Origin of the sequence: Collinsella sp. LCP21S3_D3, assembly GCF_052118305.1 — a bacterium.
GTDB lineage: Bacteria > Actinomycetota > Coriobacteriia > Coriobacteriales > Coriobacteriaceae > Collinsella.
Map to the genome: position 1 here is coordinate 106,172 of NZ_JBQKHK010000006.1, position 18,880 is coordinate 125,051.

The following is an 18,880-nucleotide window of genomic DNA, read 5'->3' on the forward strand; positions in this document are numbered from 1 at the left end:
GGGCTGTGCGCCCTCGTTTGGTACACTTAGAGGTACTGGACAAGTGAAGAGATGGGGGAGAACGTGCTCAAGTTCGGTACCTACGTTCGCGTTGGAAACGCGGCCGAAGCCTATGAGCTCTTACAGAAGAACCGCAACAACAAGATTGTGGGCGGCGGCATCTGGATGCGCCTGGGTTCACGTCGCGTGGCGACGGCGATTGACCTTTCGGCCTGCGGACTCGATCAGATCGAGGAGACCGAGACCGAGTTTCGCATCGGTGCCATGTGCACCCTGCGCCAGCTCGAGCGCCATGCCGAGCTCAACGCGCTTGTCAACCATGTCTTTGAGTTCGCCGTCCACGATATCGTGGGCGTGCAGCTGCGCAACACCGCCACGGTGGGCGGCAGCATCTACGGTCGCTTTGGTTTCTCGGACGTGCTCTCGGCCTTTTTGGCGCTCGATTCGTACGTTGAGCTGACGGGTGCCGGCCGCGTGCCGCTCGCCGAGTTCGTGGATATGGGTTACGTGCGCGACGTGATTGAGCACGTGGTGGTCGTTAAGCACGATTACCGTGCAAGCTACGAGGCCGTGCGCAAGGCCGCGACCGACTTCCCCTCCTTAAACGTCACCGCCGCCTGGTGGGACAACAGCTGGCATGTCACCGTGGGCGCCCGCCCGCTGCGCGCGACCCTGCTGCAGGGCGAGGCGTGCGGCCTGGTGAGCGAGCAGCCTTCCGAGGACGAGCTGCGCGCCCTGGCCACGTCCGTACGCGCACTGAGCTACGGCACCAACCTGTGGGGCTCAGCCGAGTACCGTCGTCGTATCTCGGCGCCGCTTGCCGTGCAGGCCGTGCGCCGCGCCGCCGGCATCGAGCTTTCGGCCTCGCTTGCCCGCGAGCTCGAGGGCGTGCAAGTGCCTAAGTTTGCCACGGACGAGTATTCCTGCCGCCGCGTGCCCGGCGTCGATTCTAGCGAGGTGCGCTAATGGCTGCCAAACTCATCGATCTTTCCTTTACGCTCAACGGCCGCAAGGTCAAGGTTCAGATTGCCCCCGACACCATGCTCTTTGCGCTGCTGCGCGAGCAGGGCTGCGCGTCGGTGCGCTGCGCCTGCGAGACTACTAACTGCGGCCTGTGCACGGTGTGGCTCGATGGCGACCCGGTGCTGAGCTGCTCGGTTCCCGCTGCGCGCGTCGAGGGCCGCTCCGTCACCACGCTCGAGGGCCTCAAGGCCGAGTCCGAGGCGCTCGCCCACGCAATGGCTGCCGAAGGTGCCGAGCAGTGCGGTTTTTGCGCCCCCGGTCTTATCATGAACGTGCTGGCGCTTGCCCGCGCCGCCAAGGAGGACCCGAGCCTCGTCGCCACGCGCGAGGAGTTGTCGCGCCAGCTGGCCGGCAACCTCTGCCGTTGCAGCGGCTACGAGAGCCAGCTGCGCGCCATCGTCCGCTTCCTTAACGAGTCCGGCGTGCAGGTGGGCTTTGAGATGCCCGAGCTTCCGGTCAACGACACCAGCTGCGATGGCGTCTCGTACAAGCAGATCACCCATAAGCAGCCCAAGAAGGACTCGAAGGCCCTGCTCGAGGGGCGTCCCGTCTACACAGGAGACCTGGTGCCCGCCGGCGCCCTTATCGTCAAGCTCAAGCGCAGCCCGTATGCCCGTGCCAAGATCCGCTCCATCGATACGTCGCGCGCCCTGAAGGTGTCCGGCGTCGTGGGCGTCTACACCTACGAGGACGTGCCCAAGCGCCGCTTTACCATCGCCGGCCAGAGCTATCCGCAGCCGAGCCCCTACGACCGCCTGATCCTCGAGAACCTGGTGCGCTACCAAAACGAGGAGGTGGCGATCGTCGCCGCCGAGACCGAGGAGGCCGCCGACAAGGCACTCAAGCTCATCAAGGTCGACTACGAGGTGCTCGAGCCCCTGCTCGACTTTACCCAGGCGCTCGATAACGACATCGTGGTCCACCCCGAGGGCGACGTGACCTTTATGTTCCCGCAGGGCGGCGACGTTGCTCGCAACCTGGTGTGCAGCGGTACCAGCGATTTTGGCGACCTGGACGAGGCCTTCGCCCAGAGCGACATCGTCTTTGAGCGCACCTACACCAGCCAGGCCACGCAGACCGCGCCCATGGAGACCTTCCGTGCCTTCGCGACGACCGACGCGTTCGGCCGCATCTCGGTGACCACCTCCACGCAGGTGCCCTTCCATGTGCGCCGCATGGTCGCGCAGTCGCTCGACATTCCGCAGTCGCAGGTGCAGGTTATTAAGCCGCGCATCGGCGGCGGCTTTGGCTCCAAGCAGACGGGCTGCTGCGAGATCTTCGTGGCGTTCGTGACGCAGCAGACCGGCCGTCCGAGCTATTGCTGCTACACCCGCGAGGAGACCATCACTGCGGGCAACTCGCGTCACCAGATGCAGATGACCGTCAAGCTGGGCGCCATGAAAGACGGCACCATCACGGCCATCGACCTGCACACGTTGTCCAACGCCGGCGCGTATGGCGAGCATGCCACCACGACAATCGGCCTCTCGGGTCACAAGAGCCTGCCCATCTACAACCACGTGAAGGCGAGCCGCTTTAGGTGGGACGCCGTCTACACCAACACCAACCGCGGCGGTGCGTATCGCGGCTACGGCGCCACCCAGGGCCAGTTTGCCGTGGAGAGCGCCGTCAACGAGCTCGCCGATATGCTGCACATGGATCCCGCCGACCTGCGCCTTAAGAACATCGTGCGCGAGGGCGAGATTATGCCGCAGTATTACAACGAAAAGCTCAACGCCTGCGCGCTCGACCGCTGCCTGCTGCGTGCGATGGACATGATCGGCTGGCGCGACAAGCCGCTGGCCGTGGACCTGGGCGACCGCGTGCGTGCTCTGGGCTGCGCGCTCACCATGCAGGGCTCGGGCATCTCCAACGTGGATATCGGCGGCATCGACATGCGCCTGGAAGAGGACGGCTTCATTACCATCGGCACCGGCGCCACCGATAACGGCATGGGTGTCGACACGATCCTGGCGCAGATTGCCGCCGAGGAGCTGGGCGTGGAGAGCTCGCTTATCGTGGTGCGCGGCGTGGACACCGACGTCTCGCCGTTCGATGCCGGCTCGTACGCGAGCTCGGGCACGTACGTGACGGGCCTGGCAGCCAAGAATGCCGCGACCGAGCTGCGCGAGAAGATCTGCGCCAAGGCCGCCCAGATGTGGGACGTGGACGCCGCCGACGTGGTCTTCGACGGCCAGTACGTGCGTCTGTCTGACGAGCGCGCCGCTCGCGAGTGCGGCCGCTACCTCACGCTGCGCGACTTTGCCAACCTGTGCGTAAAGAACATCGCGGGCGGCGACGCACTCACCTCGCATGCTTCTGCCTGCCTGCCCGTTTCGCCTCCGCCGTTTATGGCCGGCATTGCCGAGGTCGAGGTCGACAAGGCCACCGGCAAGGTGACTGTGGTGGACTATGCGGCGGCTGTGGACTGCGGCACCGTGATCAACGAGGCGCTCGCGCGCGTCCAGGCCGAGGGCGGCATTGCCCAGGGCATCGGTCACGCGCTCTACGAGATTGTCGAGCACGACGACCGCGGCCGCCTGCGCACCGGTAACTTTATGAGCTACAAGCTGCCCACGCGCCTGGATATCGGCAGCATTCGCGTGGCCTTTGAGCCGAGCTACGAGCCGACGGGCCCGTTTGGCGCCAAGTCGATCGGCGAGGTCGTCATCAACACACCGCTCGCCGCCGTTGCCTCGGCCGTGGCGCACGCCACCGGCCACCAGGTTCGCTCGCTGCCGATCACGCCCGAGAAGGCCCTGCTGGGGGAGTAGGCGAGGCGCGGCAGCCGCCGCTCTGTGGCAAGCCCGAGGAAACTGCAGCCCACTTTTCAACCGAATTGTGGGCTGCGGGAGATAGCCGATGGGGGTAGCTAATTTGGGACGGGGCTTTTTTAGCTACCCCGCTTGTGGGGGTAGCTAAAAAAGCCCCGTCCCAAATTAGCTACCCTGTTCCGCTGTAACTCGTGGTGAGGTCGTGGGCCTAAAAAGGTGTGCGTGCGCTTGCCGTTCGTATCTGCTATCATTCCTAGTCTGTGCGCTCATGCGGGCGTGGCGGAATTGGTAGACGCGCCAGATTTAGGTTCTGGTGGGATTCCCGTGAAGGTTCGAGTCCTTTCGCCCGCACCAACGCACCTGCGTCGGCCTCGGCCGTCGCGACACTTTGTTGCATAAAGGTACCAGCACCTCAGATAAGCTGGGCAGTATGAGGAGGAACGTGTTGAACATCACCGCTTCTGACGTCAAGGACGCCAAGCTCACCGCTACGGTCACCATTCCGGCCGCCGACGTCGACGCCGCGATCAAGAAGGCCTACAAGGACACCGCCAAGAAGTACCGCTTCCCGGGCTTCCGTGCCGGCAAGGCTCCCCGTCCGGTCATCGACGCTGCTCTTGGCGCCGAGGCCACCCTCGCTCAGGCCACCAACGATCTGATCGCCGCCAACGAGCCCGCCGTCCTCAACGAGCTGGACATCGTCCCCACCAAGAACGGTGACTACAAGGAGCTCGACCTCGCCAAGGATCACGAGGACTACACCTACACCGTCGAGTTCTCTCTGCGTCCTGCCGCCGAGCTCTCCTCCTACGACGCCGTCGAGATCGAGATGCCTCCCGCGGAGGTCACCGAGTCCGAGATCAACAACCAGGTCGAGATGCTCCTCAACTACCGTGCCACCTTCGAGGACGTCGAGGATCGTGCCGTCGAGGCCGAGGACTACGTTACCGTCGACCTCAAGGCCGTCGAGAACGCCGACAACTTCGCTGCCGAGGGCCGCATGCTCATCGCCGGTAGCGACAGCAACCCCAAGGAGTTCAACGAGGCTCTGATCGGTGCTAACGTCGACGACGTCAAGACCGTCACCTGGACCGACGAGGTCGAGGATGGCGAGGACGCCGAGACCCACACCGTCGAGGTCACCGTCAAGGGCATCAAGGTCCGCAACACCCCCGAGCTCACCGACGAGCTCGTCAAGTCCGACTTTGGCTTCGACAGCATCGACGCTATGCGCGACGCCATCAAGCTCGAGATCGAGCAGGACAAGGCTTCCCGCCTTCCGGCCGAGAAGGAGAACCGTTGCGTCGCCGCTCTCGCCGAGCGCCTGCAGCTCGAGGAGATGGACGCCGACTACGAGCAGTCTGTCTTTGAGGAGCTTGGCCAGAACTTCCTGTCCAACCTCGCTGCCCGCGGCATGACGCTGGACACCTGGCTGCCCGCTTCCGGCCTGACCATGGAGCAGTTCATCGGCGACCTGCACAAGCAGGCCAACGACGTTGCCCGCGAGTCCCTGGCGCTCGACGCCCTCGCCCGTGAGCTCAAGATCGAGGTCACCGAGGACGACGTCAACGCCGAGTTCGAGAAGGCCGGCGTCAAGGACGTCGAGGCTTCCAAGGCCGAGTTCATCGCCGATGGACGCATGCCTGCCGTCCGCGAGTCCATCCGTCGCTCCAAGGCCGTCGACCACCTGGTCGAGAACGCCAAGGTGACCGAGGTCGACGAGACCGCCAAGGACGCCGAGTAATTCTCGCCACCTTTCCCGCGAGCGCATGCAGGCGCCCGTGATGGGGTAAAGTTATAAACCGGTTATTCGGTTGCTTCGTACGGTGCCAGCCAATGCATAGCATGCGGGCACCGTACGTTTATCTAGAACCAATTTGGTCCGCAAGAGAGAAATGGAGATGCGTATGATCGCTAAGTTCGATTCCGCCCTCGTGCCATACGTTATCGAGCAGACGCCGCGCGGCGAGCGCAGCTACGATATCTATTCGCGCCTGCTCAACGACCGCATCATCTTCTTGGGCGAGGAGATCAACTCCGTCAGCGCCAACCTGGTCGTTGCCCAGCTGCTGCATCTTGAGAGCCAGGATGCCGAGAAGGATATCTCGCTCTACATCAATTCGCCCGGTGGCGAGGTCTACTCCGGCCTGGCGATTCTGGACACTATGAACTTTATCAAGCCGCAGGTCTCCACCATTTGCGTCGGTATGGCCGCGTCTATGGCCGCCGTGCTGCTTTCGGCCGGCGCCAAGGGCAAGCGCTTCTGCCTGCCGCACTCCAAGGTCATGATTCACCAGCCCAGTGGCGGTGCCCAGGGTCAGCAGACCGAGATCGAGATCGTGGCCGAGGAGATCAAGAAGACCCGTCGCGAGCTCAACCAGATCTTGTCCGACGCCTCGGGCCAGCCGATCGAGAAGGTCCAGGCCGATACCGAGCGCGACAACTACCTGACCGCTGCCGAGGCCCTCGACTATGGCCTGATCGACCGTATCGTTACCTCGCGCGATCTTGCCGCGAAGGACGCCTAGGATGGCCGGTAACATGCAGGACAACTTTGACGAGAACGGCAACCCCATCCGCTGCTCCTTCTGCGGAAAAGAGCAGGGTCAGGTGCGCCGCCTTGTAAAGGGCCCCACCAACATCTTTATCTGCGACGAGTGCGTTGCCGCCTGCTCCGAGATCTTGGAGGAGTCGCTGGCTTCGGACTTTATGGATGCCGCCTGCAACGGCAAGCTGCCGGGCTTCCTCAACGACCACGGTCAGGCTGCCGGGCAGCCTGCCATGGATCCCGAGTCCGAGGGCTTTGAGCTCGAGGACGACGTACGTCAGGTCATCACGCACGTGCCGACCCCGCACGAGATCTATGACGAGCTTTCGGCCTATGTCATGGGTCAGGAAGACGCCAAGCGCGCCATGTCGGTTGCCGTGTACAACCACTACCGTCGCGTGATCGAGGGCGGCGCCGCGCTTTCGGCCTTTGACGAGGCCTCGGGTGCGGGTTCGCGGCTCGACGACGATATGGACGAGGTGGAGCTCGCCAAGTCTAACATCTTGCTGCTCGGTCCCACCGGTACCGGTAAGACCTTGCTCGCCCAGACGCTCGCGCGCATCCTCGAGGTGCCGTTTGCCATCGCCGACGCCACCGCACTCACCGAGGCCGGTTACGTGGGCGAGGACGTGGAGAACATCCTGCTCAAGCTCATCAATGCTGCCGATGGCGATATCGAGCGTGCGCAGGTCGGCATCATCTACGTGGACGAGATCGACAAGATCGCCCGCAAGGCCGAGAACCTCTCCATCACCCGCGACGTTTCGGGCGAGGGCGTTCAGCAGGCGCTGCTTAAGATCCTTGAGGGCACGGTGGCAAGCGTTCCGCCCACCGGCGGCCGCAAGCATCCCCAGCAGGAGCTGCTGCAGATCGACACGACCAACATCCTGTTTATCTGCGGTGGTGCCTTTGTGGGTCTGGACAAGATCATCGCCGATCGCGTGGGCAACAAGGGCGTGGGCTTTAACTCCGAGATCGCCGGCCCCACCTCGGTCGACGAGAACGACCTGCTGCGTCAGGTGCTTCCGCAGGACCTCAACGCCTTTGGTATGATCCCCGAGTTTGTGGGACGTACGCCCGTCGTCACCCAGACACAGGCGCTCGACGAGGACGACCTGGTATCGATCCTGACCGAGCCAAAGAACGCCGTTGTGCGTCAGTACCGCAAGATGTTCCAGCTCGAGGACGTTGAACTTGAGTTTGAGGACGCCGCCCTGCACGAGATTGCCCGCATGGCGCTTGCCCGCAAGACCGGCGCCCGCGGCCTGCGCTCCATCTGCGAGGACGTGCTGCAGCAGACGATGTTCGACCTGCCGAGCGAGGAAGGAGTCGCCAAGGTCATCGTGACCGAAGCCTCCGTAAAGGGCACCGAACAGCCCCAGCGCATCTACGGGTAAACCTGCCAAAAAGGGACAGGTTTATTTTGGCAGGTTTTATCAGGGAGAATGACGTTTGCCCATATAAAACCGACCAAAATAAACCTGTCCCTAAATGGTAGGTTTCGCAAATGTGAATTTGAATAGCCTCCGACCACCCGCGGTCGGAGGCTATTTTATATATACGCAATAACCCCAACTACCTGTGTTATTCTGTGTGTTTGTTTAAGCCTCAGCGAAGTCATATCAGACTGAAGTAATTGATACCTAAGGGGAGGAATGCAGACCCTGGCGGGCCTACATTCCTCCCCGGTGGGACGGGAGAGATATATGGAAGAGATGCCCAAAAACTACGATCCGTCGACCAACGAGCCGGCGATCCTGCAGAAGTGGCTCGACGGCGGCTACTACAAGCGCCGTGAGGGCGTGGGCGACTGCACTGTCACCATTCCGCCTCCCAACGTGACCGGCAAGCTCCACATGGGTCACGCCACCGACGATTCCATCCAGGATGCCATCATCCGCATGGCCCGCATGCGCGGCAGGTCCACCCGCTGGGTGCTCGGTACCGACCACGCCGGTATCGCCACGCAGACCAAGGTCGACAAGAAGCTCAAGAGCGAGGGCATCAGCCGCCTGGAGATCGGCCGCGATAAGTTTGTCGACGCCTGCTGGGATTGGACCCACGAGTACGGCGGCATCATCGTCGAGCAGATCAAGCGTATGGGCTGCTCCGTCGACTTTGATAACGAGCGCTTTACCATGGACGAGGACTACGCCCAGGCCGTGCGCAAGGTGTTCTGCGACTGGTACCACGACGGCCTGATCTACCGCGGCAAGCGCATCGTCAACTGGTGCCCCAACTGCACCACCGCCATCTCGGACGACGAGGCCGAGTATAAGGACGAGAAGGGTCACCTGTGGCATCTGCGCTACCCGCTGACCGAGCCGGTCAACGGCCAGGACTACATCGTCGTCGCCACTACGCGCCCCGAGACCATGCTCGGCGACACGGGCGTGGCCGTCTCCCCGAAGGACCCCGAGAAGGCCGCCTTTGTGGGTAAGACCGTCAAGCTCCCCATCGTCGACCGCGAGATCCCCATCTTTGAGGATTGGCATGTCGACGCCAACTTTGGCTCCGGCTTTGTCAAGGTCACCCCGGCCCACGACCCCAACGACTACGCCATGGGTCAGGCCCACGACCTGCCGCAGATCAACATCTTTGACGAGCATGCGGTGGTCGTCGAGGGCTACGGCGAGTTTACCGGCATGACCCGCGAGGAGTGCCGCGAGGCCGTCATCAAGTGGTTTGAGGAGCACGACCTGCTCGATCACGTCGAGGATCACGATCACTCCGTCATGCACTGCTACCGTTGCGACTCCGCACTGGAGCCGTGGCTGTCCGAGCAGTGGTTTGTGGCCGTCGACAAGCTCAAGGGGCCGGCGCTCGATGCCGTCAACTCCGGCAAGGTGACCTTCCACCCCGCGCGTTGGACGCAGACCTATACCACCTGGATGGAGAACCTCAAGGACTGGTGCATCAGCCGCCAGCTGTGGTGGGGCCACCGTATTCCCGTGTTCTACTGCGAGGACTGCGGCTGGGAGGATGCCCTTACCGAGGACACCGACGTGTGCCCTAAGTGCGGCGGTCATCACGTGCATCAGGACGAGAACGTGCTGGACACCTGGTTCAGCTCGCAGCTGTGGACTTTCGCCACGCAGGGCTGGCCGCAAAAGCCGGAGCTACTCGAGGGGCATCACCCCACGACGGCACTCGTCACCGCGCGCGATATCATCGCGCTGTGGGTCGCCCGCATGGTCATGAGCTCGCTGTACTTCCTGGACGAGGTGCCGTTTAAGGACGTCGTCATCTACCCGACGATTCTTGCCAAGGACGGCAGCCGCATGTCCAAGTCCAAGGGCAACGGCGTTGACCCCATGGACCTCATTGGCATGTACGGTGCCGACGCCATGCGCTTCAACCTGCTGACACTCTGCACCAACAATCAGGACGTTAAGTTTGACGCGAACATCGATAAGAAGACCAAGAAGCTTATCGACAGCCCGCGTACCGAGCAGGCCAAGTCGTTTGTGACCAAGATCTGGAACGCCAGCCGCTTCCTGCTTATGAACATGGAGGGCTACACGCCCGGCGAGCCCGTCGTAGAGACGCCGGCCGACGCCTGGATGTTCAGCCGTCTGGCCAAGGCCGTCAAGATGGTTACCGAGGGCATCGAGAACTACACCTTTGGCGACATGGCCCGCGGCGTTCAGCAGTTCTTCTGGAACGAGGTCTGCGACTGGTACGTCGAAGTCACCAAGGCGCGCCTGAAGGGCGAGGGCCGTCTGCAGGCGCAGCGAAACCTGATCTTTGTGCTCGATACCTCTATTCGCCTGATGCACCCGCTCATGCCGTTTGTCACCGAGGAGATCTGGGACAACATGCCGGCGAGCGTGCTCGACCTGGACGCCGAGGGCAACGTGGACCGCGCCGAGGCGCTCATGATCGCCAAGTGGCCCGAGCCTGCCGACTATGTCAAGTATGTCGATGAGGACGCCGAGCGCGCGTTTGAGCTGTGTCGCACCGTCGTTTCTGCCGCCCGTGCCACGCGTTCGCGTTATCGCTTGAGCCCCAAGGCCGAGCTCGACGTGGTCGTGCGTGCCGGTGCCGAGGACATCGAGAAGCTCGAGAGCCTGCGCTCGACCATCGAGCCGCTGGCCAATACCGCCTCGCTGGTCATGGGTACCGATGTTGAGAAGCCGGCCGCGAGCATCGCCGTGGTCGACAGCGGCGTCGAGGTCTTTGTGGTGCTCGAGGGCAAGGTTGACCTTTCGGCCGAGAAGGCACGTCTGGAGAAGGAGATTGCCGCGGCCCAGAAGGAGCTCGCCGGCTGCGAGAAGACGCTCGCCAACGAGGGCTTTGTGGCCAAGGCCGCGCCCGCGGTGGTCCAGAAGAAGAGGGACCGTGCAGCTGAGCTCAAGGAGATCCTGGAGGCGCTGACTGCTCAGGTTGCTGACTTCTCGTAGGGCTTACTGAGGGGCGCGTCCCGACGCTTTGCTCTCCGCTGCGGACAGTCCTGCGCAAGACGGACAGCACATTAAGTGCTGTCCTTTGCGTGCGGAACTTGCGGCGAGCAAAGCATCGGGCCGCTCCTAGTGCGGTTACGTGGTTGTTTGCAACTGGTTAGTTAGGGCCACTTGGTTGTGGCCTTGATTCTGCTGCAAAGCGGTGTTTGGCTGATATTTTGAATGGGAAGGGCTCGTTGTTGATTCGGGCCTCTTTTTATGTTGAGGGGACTTTGGGTTATGGCTAAGCGTTCTGGGTCGTATGTCGTTCCTTTCTCGTTTGATTTGCTTTCGTTTAGTGAGGCTGTGGGACTTGCTGCCGATACGGGGCGGATTTCTGGGGATGCTGGTCCTCTGCTCGAGACAGTTGTCGATATGCTCGATGAGCTGGGGCGGCCGGACGAGTACTTTGATTGCATTCAGGTTGCCGGTACCAATGGCAAAACTTCGACGACGCGTTTTTCGGCTGCTATCCTTCGCGGCGAGGGGCTCAAGGCTGCGCTTTATACGTCGCCGCAGCTTGTTCGCTATTCCGAGCGCATGGAGGTCGATGGGCACGTCGTGAGCGATGAGGCGTTTGCCCGTGGCGTTTCTGCTGCTGTTGAGGCGGGGCATCGAGTGAATGCGCGCCGCGCGGTGGCGGGGGAGCGTGCCTATACCATCACGCCTTTTGACCTGCTGACGGCCGCCGCGCTTGTGGTGTTTGCCGAGGCTCGCGTGGATGTCGCCGTGCTCGAGGTCGGCATGGGCGGTCGCTGGGACGCCACGAGCGCGACCGATCCCGTTGCCGTTGCCATCACGGGCATCGGACTCGATCACACGCGCATTCTGGGCGATACGCTCGAGGCCATTGCGGGGGAGAAGGCTGCGGTCATTAAGCCCGGACGCCTGGTTGTGCTGGGCGAGGGCACGCATGAGCCGAGCGTTCAGCGCGTTATGGACAACCGTTGTCGCGAGTGTGGTGTGGTGCCGCTGGTGGTGAGCCACGCCACGACCAAGGTGCCGGCGCATGTGGGCGATACGGTTGAGTTTAGCTGCACCACGACGCGTGCGATTTATACGTCGAGCATGGTTAAGCCGGCGTATCAGCCGCAGAATGCCGCGTGCGCGATTATGCTCTGCGAGGGGTATCTGGGTCGCGAGCTCGACCACGAGGCGCTTGATGCTTCGCTTATGGGCTGTGCCACGCCGGGCCGTTTTGATGTGTTGGGAACCGACCCGCTCAAGCTGATCGACGCCTGCCATAACCCCCAGAGCTGCGAGAACTTTGTGAGCGCCTTGGACGAGATCGATCCGTGCGTAGAGAATCGCCCCACGTTGCTGTGCGCCGCGCTGGCAGACAAGGACGTGGCGGGTATCGTCGACGTGCTGATCCCGGCCTTCCCGCGCGTGGTCGTCACACAGACCGATTCCGATCGCGCCCTGCCGGCGGAGGAGCTTGCTGCCCTGGTGGATTCCGATAAGCTCGCAGGCGTGTACCCCAGCGTGTCCGAGGCCCTCGCAGCCTTTGAGGCCGCAGGCGAGCCCTTCGTAGCAGCAGGTACCATCACCCTGGCCGGCGAAGTTGCCGGTCTGCTCCGCTAGATCCCTTCCGCAGGGTAGCTAGTTTGCCTGCACGCCACGAAATGGGCCTATCTACTACGTTTGACCGGCTACCCTCAACCATGCCGAGAATCGCAAAATCAAAACCGCAGGTAGAAGGCTTGTCAATTTTCAAAAAATACCCGTATGGTCGCCCCATGCGGGTTAAACGTAGTAGATAGGCCCATTTCGTGGCGGCATTCATGTGATGCGGCAAAGGGGTCGTCCCTTTGCCGCATTGCCTAGTCTAGGCGGACCGGATCGTGGGGGTAGGCGTTGAGAATCTCGACGCCGCTCTCGGTGACCAGGGCAAGGTCCTCGATGCGGACGCCGGTGCGGCCGGGGAGGTAGATGCCCGGCTCGATGGAAAACGTCATGCCCGGCTCTACGACCTGCTCGTTGACGAGCGAGACGTCACCCGGCTCGTGGTCTTGCAGGCCGATCGAGTGTCCCAGACGGTGCGTAAAGTACTTGCCATAACCCGCGTCCTCAATCACGTCGCGCGCGGCACGGTCCAGGTCGCACATGCGCACGCCCGGGGCGATGAGCGCCTCGGCGGCCTCGTTGGCGCGGCGCACGATGTCGTAGATGCGTGCCGTCTCCTCGTCCGGCTCGCCCCAAAAGAACGTGCGCGTCATGTCCGAGCAATAGTTGCGGCGACGTCCGCCAATATCGAACAGCACCACGTCGCCACGCTTGAGTACCGTATCGTCTGGCTCGTGGTGCGGGTCGCCGGCGTTGGCGCCAAAGCTCACGATGGGCGGAAAGCTAAAGCCCTCGCAATCGTGCTTGCGATACAGGCCAAGCATCTGGTCGGCGATCTCGCGCTCCGTCACGCCTTCGTGGACGAGCTCGATCGCGTCGGCCGTCACGGCGTCGTTAGCGGCCGAGGACACGCGCATAAGCTCCTGCTCGGCGGCGTCTTTGTAGGTTCGCGCGGCGGTCACGGCAAAATCGCCTAGGAAGAATTCGCTCGCGGCATGGCGCTCCATGAGGGGCATCAAGAAGCCGGAGCGCATGACGGTGTCGATGCCGAGCGGTTTGGTCGGATCAACCTCGCGAGCGATGGCGTCGGCCACGACGTCGGTATCGGTGTGGTACGCGACGCGGGCATTGTCATACTCGGGCAGCTGATGCAGCGCGTTGACCAAGATCACTGGCTCGCTACCGCGTGCGAGCAGTACGCCGCAAAAACGCTCGAACATATCGGCATAAAAGCCGGTCAGGTAATAAATCGACCACGGGTCGTTTACGAGCAGCTGCGCACCGGGGTGCTGAGCTTCGAGCGCATCGAGCACGCGTGCCACGCGCTGGTCATCGACATGTGCCATACATCGTCCTTTCGTTAGGTTGCCACCATGGTATCCCCAATGCCAGGGTAGTCAATTTGGGACGGGGCTATTTTAGCTGCGTCAAACATGCGAGCTGATAGGTAAAAGTAGTCAATATGGTCCCGTCCCAAATGGGCTAGTTTCAAAACTATGGCGGATTACGGGGCCGGACCTGTATTGCTTGACCATGGGAAAAATCGCGAAATTAAAACCGCAGGTAGAAGGCTTATCAAAAATCGAAAATTGCCGGTATGGGTGGGGGTCTCCGAATCAGCCCCGTAATCCGGCATAGTTTTGAAATGGCACTAAAGTAGGCACAAGCTAAATACCGATCCCAAGGCAAGTTGCGGTGGAATAGTTCCTGGATGCCGGGGTTTTGGCGGAAATCGGGAATTATTTCACCGCAATTGAGGAGGGGCGGGGTGGATGGCGGGGTAGCTAAAAGAGCACCGTCCCAAACGAGCTGCTTAGGCCGGGTCGATGTCCATGCTGGCGATGAGGTCGGTACCGGTGTCTAGGAGGTTGGGGAGGACTACATCGCCCATGCGGATGGGGGCTTTGACCACTAGGCCGCGGATGAGGTCCATGGTCTGGGCATGGAGTTCGAGCGGGATGGCCTCGGCCGTGCGAACGGGCAGCAGTGCCTCGTCGCCGCCTGATACTGCTACGGTAGTGGTGAGCACGCGCATGGGGTAGGTGAGCTCCTGATGTGCGAACTTATCGCCGCGCGGGCAGCTGTTGCCGGTCACGGCGCGCACCGTCGCCACGCGGTCGTCGGCCCCGCGCTCCACTTCCACCGTAAGGAGGCACTCGGATGGGCAGGTGGTGCAGTTGAACTGTAGCGTCTCGATCGCATTTGTGCTCATGGCTATGCCTCCTCGACGGGCTCGACGGAAAGGATAATCTCGCTGGCACCCAGGTCGAGCGCTCGCTGTATCACCTTTGCCGGCAGCGGGAAGCTTTCCATAACGCTCGGTTTAAACGCGCGGACCTTGCCCGTAAGCAGTTCCTCGTCGTCCGCCAGAATGCGCACGCGGGCGGCATCGACCGGCCGGCGCACGCGGAAGTTGAGCCTGGTGAGTGCCACGGCCGTAATGCGTCCCGGCAGCGCGTAGCCGGCAATGTCGGCAGGGGAGACCGTGAGCTGGCAGCCAGCGCCCGTCTCGACATCCGCGCCGGTCCCCAGCGCGTACGTCGCCGCGGCTGCGCCGGCACGCTCGGACTCGGTCGTCACGTTGTCGGCCAGGTCGTGCACGTGCAGCACGTTGCCGCAGGCAAAGATGCCCGGCACGCCCGTCTGCAGGCTCTGGTCCACCACGGCGCCGCGCGTGCGCGGGTCAAGCTCAACACCCGCGCCTACCGAAAGCTCGTTCTCGGGAATCAAACCTACCGAAAGCAGCAGTGTGTCGCACGAAACGATGCGCTCGGTCCCCGGAATGGGCGCCAGATTTTCGTCGACCTGGCTCACCTCGACGGCCTCCACGCGGTCGTGCCCAATCACGCGTGTGACGGTGGTGGACAGGTGCAGCGGAATGCCAAAATCGTCCAGGCAGTTCTTCACATTGCGGCGCAGGCCGTTGGCGTATGGCATAAGCTCGTACACGCCCTCGACCGAAATCCCCTCGAGCGTGCAGCGACGCGCCATGATGAGCCCAATGTCGCCCGAGCCTAAAATGACGGCGCGCGAGCCGGGCTTGAGGTTGTCGATGTTGATGTATCGCTGCGCCAGGCCGGCGGTAAACACGCCGGCGGGGCGGCTGCCGGGAATCTTGATCTCGCTGCGCGTGCGCTCGCGACACCCCATGGCAAGGACGACGGCGCGCCCGGTGAGCTGCAACATGCCGGCGGGGCTCATGAGCGTGACGGTGTGTGTCGAGGCTTCGCTCGCCGCGCCACTTGCGCCCGCGCCTGCGACTTTGTCCTCGCTTGAGTCGATCCCAATCACCATACTGTCCAGGAACAGTGCGATATCGGTTTTGCGCACCTGGTCGATAAAGCGCTGTGCGTACTCGGGACCGGTCAGTTCCTGCTTAAAGTGTGAGAGGCCAAAGCCCGGGTGGATGCACTGGCGCAGGATGCCGCCCAGGTGCTGCTCGCGCTCCACGATGGCCACGCGCGCTCCGGCCTTGTGTGCGGCAAGTGCGGCCGCCATGCCGGCAGGTCCGCCGCCGATAACGACTACGTCGAACGCCTGCGTCTGCACGGCGCCGGCAGCAATTGATGCCCTGTCGGCATCTGCGCAAGTGCACTCGACGCCCGATACCGCACCCATATCGATACTCGTCGCCATCCTAGCGCACCCCCTTCAAAGGTCCCTCAACGAGCCACGAGCCAGTGTCCTCCAGCAGCACCTCGCTGGGATCGCAGCCCAGCTCGCGGGCCAGAATCCGCACCACGCGGCTCTGGCAAAAGCCGCTCTGGCACCGACCCATGCCGGCACGGCAGCGGCGTTTGACCCCCTCGACCGAAACCGCACCCGGGCGGCGTCGAATCGCGGCCACGATTTCGGCCTCGGGCACCGTCTCGCAGCGGCAGACGATCTGCCCCCACGCGGGGTCGGACTCGATCAGCTCTTCCTTGCGCGCAAGCGGCGCACGGTCGAAGTCGTCCGGCGCGCGGCGAATCGGATCCCAATCGGCCCGCTCGCGCAAAGCAACGCCCGCCTCGCGCAGCACCTGCTCCATGCGCTCGGCAATGGCCGGAGCGCTCGCTACGCCCGGCGACTGAATGCCTGCCGCCTGGAACAGCCCCGGCACCACGGCGGACTGTCCAATAAAAAAGTCGTTCGTTCCCTTAATGACCGGACGCCCGCCGGCAAACGCTCGCACCACGCGGCGCGTGTCCAGATCGGGCACCAGCTTGCGCGCGCCGCCCAGCAGCGCGTCGACATCGCTCGCATAGGTCTGCGTGTCGCCCGCCTCGCGCACAGCGGCCGTCGCGGTGATCACCGTGTTGCCGTGGACGGTGCCCGTAACGATGACGCCCTTGGAAACCGGCGTGGGAACGGGGTAGAGCGGCATGAGTGCACGCGGCTCCTTGTCCAGCACCACAATGTTGCCCTGGCGCCAGACCATCTGGAACTCCTCGGCGCCCGCCATATGCGAGATGTCTGCGGCGCCGTTGCCCGCCGCGTTAATCAAATAGCGGCAGCGCACATCACCGGCCGGTGTCACCAGCGTAAAACGAGCGGTCCCGTCACCGCTCCTGTCGCCAGCGCCGGGAGCTACCTCGATCGTCTCCACCGGTGCGGAGCGCACAAACGTCACGCCGTTGGCTACGGCGTTCTCCATCGCGGCGATGGCGACCTCAAACGGATCGACATAGCCGGTCGAGGGACACCACAGCGCGCACGTGGCCTGGGCGCTGGCGCGCGGCTCCAGCTCGTGGATGCGCTCGGCCCCGATGATCGCCAACTCGGGTACGCCGTTTGCCAGCCCGTTGCTTTGCAGCTGCTCCAGCTGCGCGCGGTCTTGGTCGCTAAAGCCCAGCACCATGGACCCGGTGCGGCAAAACAAAAAGCCCAGCTCCTGGGCCCACGTGCCATATAGCTCGCAGCCGCGGGCGTTGACCTGGGCCTTAACCGTGCCCGGCGCCGGATCGTAGCCGGCGTGCACCAGGCCGCCGTTGGCCTTCGACGCGCCCAGGGCAATGTCGTTGGCCGCCTCGACCACGCAGATGGACAGGTCATAGCGTGCGAGCTGCCGCGCGATGGCGCATCCGGTGATGCCCGCGCCCACAATCGCGATATCAAACGTTTCTGTCACAGTGCCTCCCAGAAGAGTTGACAGGCTGTCAATAAAGCTATCCTACGGTGTGCGCATCCCCCGCGCAGCGGCAATGCGGCGAACAGCCCCGCTGCATCCGCCAACGGCAGGCGAGGGGAGACTCAGGTCAATCGGTGACCTCGTCTGGCACCCCTGTTGTCAAAGGTTTGTCTCGTTCTGTAACGGTAAGCAGAAGAGTTGGGTTCCAGATGTTACAGATCGAGACGTTTGCCAGGCGGGCCCTCTGTTTGTCTTGATTTGTAACAGTAAGAGTAGAAAATCGGTCCTATGTGTTACAGATTGAGATTTAAAGTCAGGGAGAGGTCATCTGTCTCGATCTGTAACATCTCGGGACCGTTTTGGGTTCTAGACGTTACAGATTTAGATGAACCCATCAGTCGGTTTCGAATGTCTAAATCTGTAACAGTTAGACCTGTTTTTGCCGAGTTGTTGTTACAGATTGAGATATTGAGATTGGACATTTTCCTTTGTCTTGATCTGTAACAGATAGAAGGATTTCTGGCCCCTAGTTGTTACAGATTGAGATATTTAACGGAGGGCTCACCGTTCATCTTGATCTGTAACAGTAGGGACTGATTCTGGAGCCAAGATGTTACAGATTGAGATTTAAGTCTGGGAGAGAACGATTTGTCTAATTCTGTAACATCTGGACCCGGATTCCGCTCTCACCTGTTAAAGATTGAGATGTTTCTATCCGCCCATGCCTGCGACCTGCCAAATCGTTAACCCCCGTGTTACACTAACTCGAGTTGTAACTACCCCGAAAGGTATCCGTAATGTCCAAGTACATCTCTGAGCTCATGTCGCCGCAGCTTATGGGCGTCATCTATGCCTTTGTTGGCTTTATCATCGCCCTGTACGTGCTGTCGGTCGTCTATGTGTTTATTGACGCCCGTCGCCGCGGCGCCAGTGCCTATGTGGCCTGGGGCATCATTGCCCTCATCCCGTTTGTAGGCCTTATTGCCTACCTAGTCCTGCGCCCGCATTCCTATGCGGCCGACCGCGAGGAGCAGGAGCTGGACATGGCCCTGCGCGAGCGCCAGCTTGCCCAGTACGGCACCTGCCCGCAGTGCGGTGCGCCCATCGAGAAGGACTTTGTGGTCTGCCCGGTGTGCGATACCCAGGTGCGCAACGTGTGCCCCAGCTGCCATCGCCCGCTCGACGCACACTGGAAGGTCTGCCCCTACTGCCGAACTCGCATCCAGTAGCGCATCCATCGCCGGGCCGGCCGCAAGCCACGGGCCCCGCGCGCCACGCGAACGCCGCGCGCCCTGCACCCGCCCCACGCGATGAAGCATGCGTAGAAATTCGCCCGCCGTGCCATTCAGGTGCGGCGGGCGCTTGTATACCTAGGTAACCTGCCTATAATGATGCAAGTCAAAACGCACGCGCCGGC

At 62.4% G+C, this 18,880-nt stretch carries 12 protein-coding genes and 1 tRNA gene; 9 read left to right on the forward strand and 4 right to left on the reverse strand.

Features of this window, described 5'->3' with window-relative positions; translation table 11 throughout:
- The first annotated feature begins 63 nt into the window (after nucleotides 1-63).
- From ACTQ1S_RS04350 to ACTQ1S_RS04385, 8 genes are all read left to right on the forward strand, one after another.
- Nucleotides 64-966, forward strand: coding sequence for an FAD binding domain-containing protein (locus ACTQ1S_RS04350; protein WP_441547148.1), 903 nt, complete (start codon nucleotides 64-66; stop codon nucleotides 964-966).
- Nucleotides 966-3,797: a molybdopterin-dependent oxidoreductase gene (locus ACTQ1S_RS04355; RefSeq protein ID WP_441547149.1), complete on the forward strand. Its 2,832-nt coding sequence runs from the start codon at nucleotides 966-968 to the stop codon at nucleotides 3,795-3,797. Before ACTQ1S_RS04350 ends, ACTQ1S_RS04355 begins: the two co-directional genes overlap by 1 nt.
- Before the next feature lie 270 nt (nucleotides 3,798-4,067).
- Nucleotides 4,068-4,151 (forward strand) — tRNA-Leu (locus ACTQ1S_RS04360).
- Nucleotides 4,152-4,239: 88 nt separating this feature from the next.
- Nucleotides 4,240-5,541 (forward strand): trigger factor, encoded by a 1,302-nt coding sequence (tig, locus tag ACTQ1S_RS04365; protein ID WP_441547150.1) that lies wholly within the window; start codon nucleotides 4,240-4,242, stop codon nucleotides 5,539-5,541.
- 163 nt (nucleotides 5,542-5,704) lie between these two features.
- On the forward strand, nucleotides 5,705-6,325 hold the full coding sequence (locus tag ACTQ1S_RS04370; protein ID WP_022095182.1) for an ATP-dependent Clp protease proteolytic subunit: 621 nt from the start codon (nucleotides 5,705-5,707) through the stop codon (nucleotides 6,323-6,325).
- 1 nt (nucleotide 6,326) lies between these two features.
- Nucleotides 6,327-7,742: an ATP-dependent Clp protease ATP-binding subunit ClpX gene (clpX, locus tag ACTQ1S_RS04375; protein WP_441547151.1), complete on the forward strand. Its 1,416-nt coding sequence runs from the start codon at nucleotides 6,327-6,329 to the stop codon at nucleotides 7,740-7,742.
- Nucleotides 7,743-8,051: 309 nt separating this feature from the next.
- Complete coding sequence (locus ACTQ1S_RS04380; protein WP_427719738.1) at nucleotides 8,052-10,748, forward strand: valine--tRNA ligase; 2,697 nt, start codon at nucleotides 8,052-8,054, stop codon at nucleotides 10,746-10,748.
- A 279-nt stretch (nucleotides 10,749-11,027) separates the two neighbouring features.
- On the forward strand, nucleotides 11,028-12,371 hold the full coding sequence (locus ACTQ1S_RS04385) for a bifunctional folylpolyglutamate synthase/dihydrofolate synthase (RefSeq protein WP_441547152.1): 1,344 nt from the start codon (nucleotides 11,028-11,030) through the stop codon (nucleotides 12,369-12,371).
- A 239-nt stretch (nucleotides 12,372-12,610) separates the two neighbouring features.
- On the opposite strand, the gene ACTQ1S_RS04390 is transcribed toward ACTQ1S_RS04385, so the two are convergent.
- The 4 genes from ACTQ1S_RS04390 to ACTQ1S_RS04405 all read right to left on the reverse strand — a co-directional run bounded on the left by ACTQ1S_RS04390 (nucleotide 12,611) and on the right by ACTQ1S_RS04405 (nucleotide 17,463).
- A complete protein-coding gene (locus ACTQ1S_RS04390; protein ID WP_441547153.1) occupies nucleotides 12,611-13,699 on the reverse strand; it encodes a M24 family metallopeptidase in 1,089 nt (362 codons plus the stop codon).
- Nucleotides 13,700-14,166: 467 nt separating this feature from the next.
- Nucleotides 14,167-14,565: a DUF1667 domain-containing protein gene (locus ACTQ1S_RS04395; protein WP_441547154.1), complete on the reverse strand. Its 399-nt coding sequence runs from the start codon at nucleotides 14,563-14,565 to the stop codon at nucleotides 14,167-14,169.
- Between the two features lie 2 nt (nucleotides 14,566-14,567).
- Entirely contained in the window at nucleotides 14,568-15,989 is a 1,422-nt protein-coding gene (locus ACTQ1S_RS04400; RefSeq protein WP_441547155.1) for an NAD(P)/FAD-dependent oxidoreductase, read from the reverse strand.
- Between the two features lies 1 nt (nucleotide 15,990).
- A complete protein-coding gene (locus ACTQ1S_RS04405; protein WP_441547156.1) occupies nucleotides 15,991-17,463 on the reverse strand; it encodes an NAD(P)/FAD-dependent oxidoreductase in 1,473 nt (490 codons plus the stop codon).
- 797 nt (nucleotides 17,464-18,260) lie between these two features.
- Between ACTQ1S_RS04405 and ACTQ1S_RS04410 the strand changes: the two genes are divergently transcribed.
- Nucleotides 18,261-18,692 carry a double zinc ribbon domain-containing protein gene (locus ACTQ1S_RS04410; RefSeq protein ID WP_006234085.1) on the forward strand — a complete coding sequence of 144 codons (432 nt, stop codon included), beginning with the start codon at nucleotides 18,261-18,263 and terminating at the stop codon, nucleotides 18,690-18,692.
- The last annotated feature ends 188 nt before the right edge of the window (nucleotides 18,693-18,880 follow it).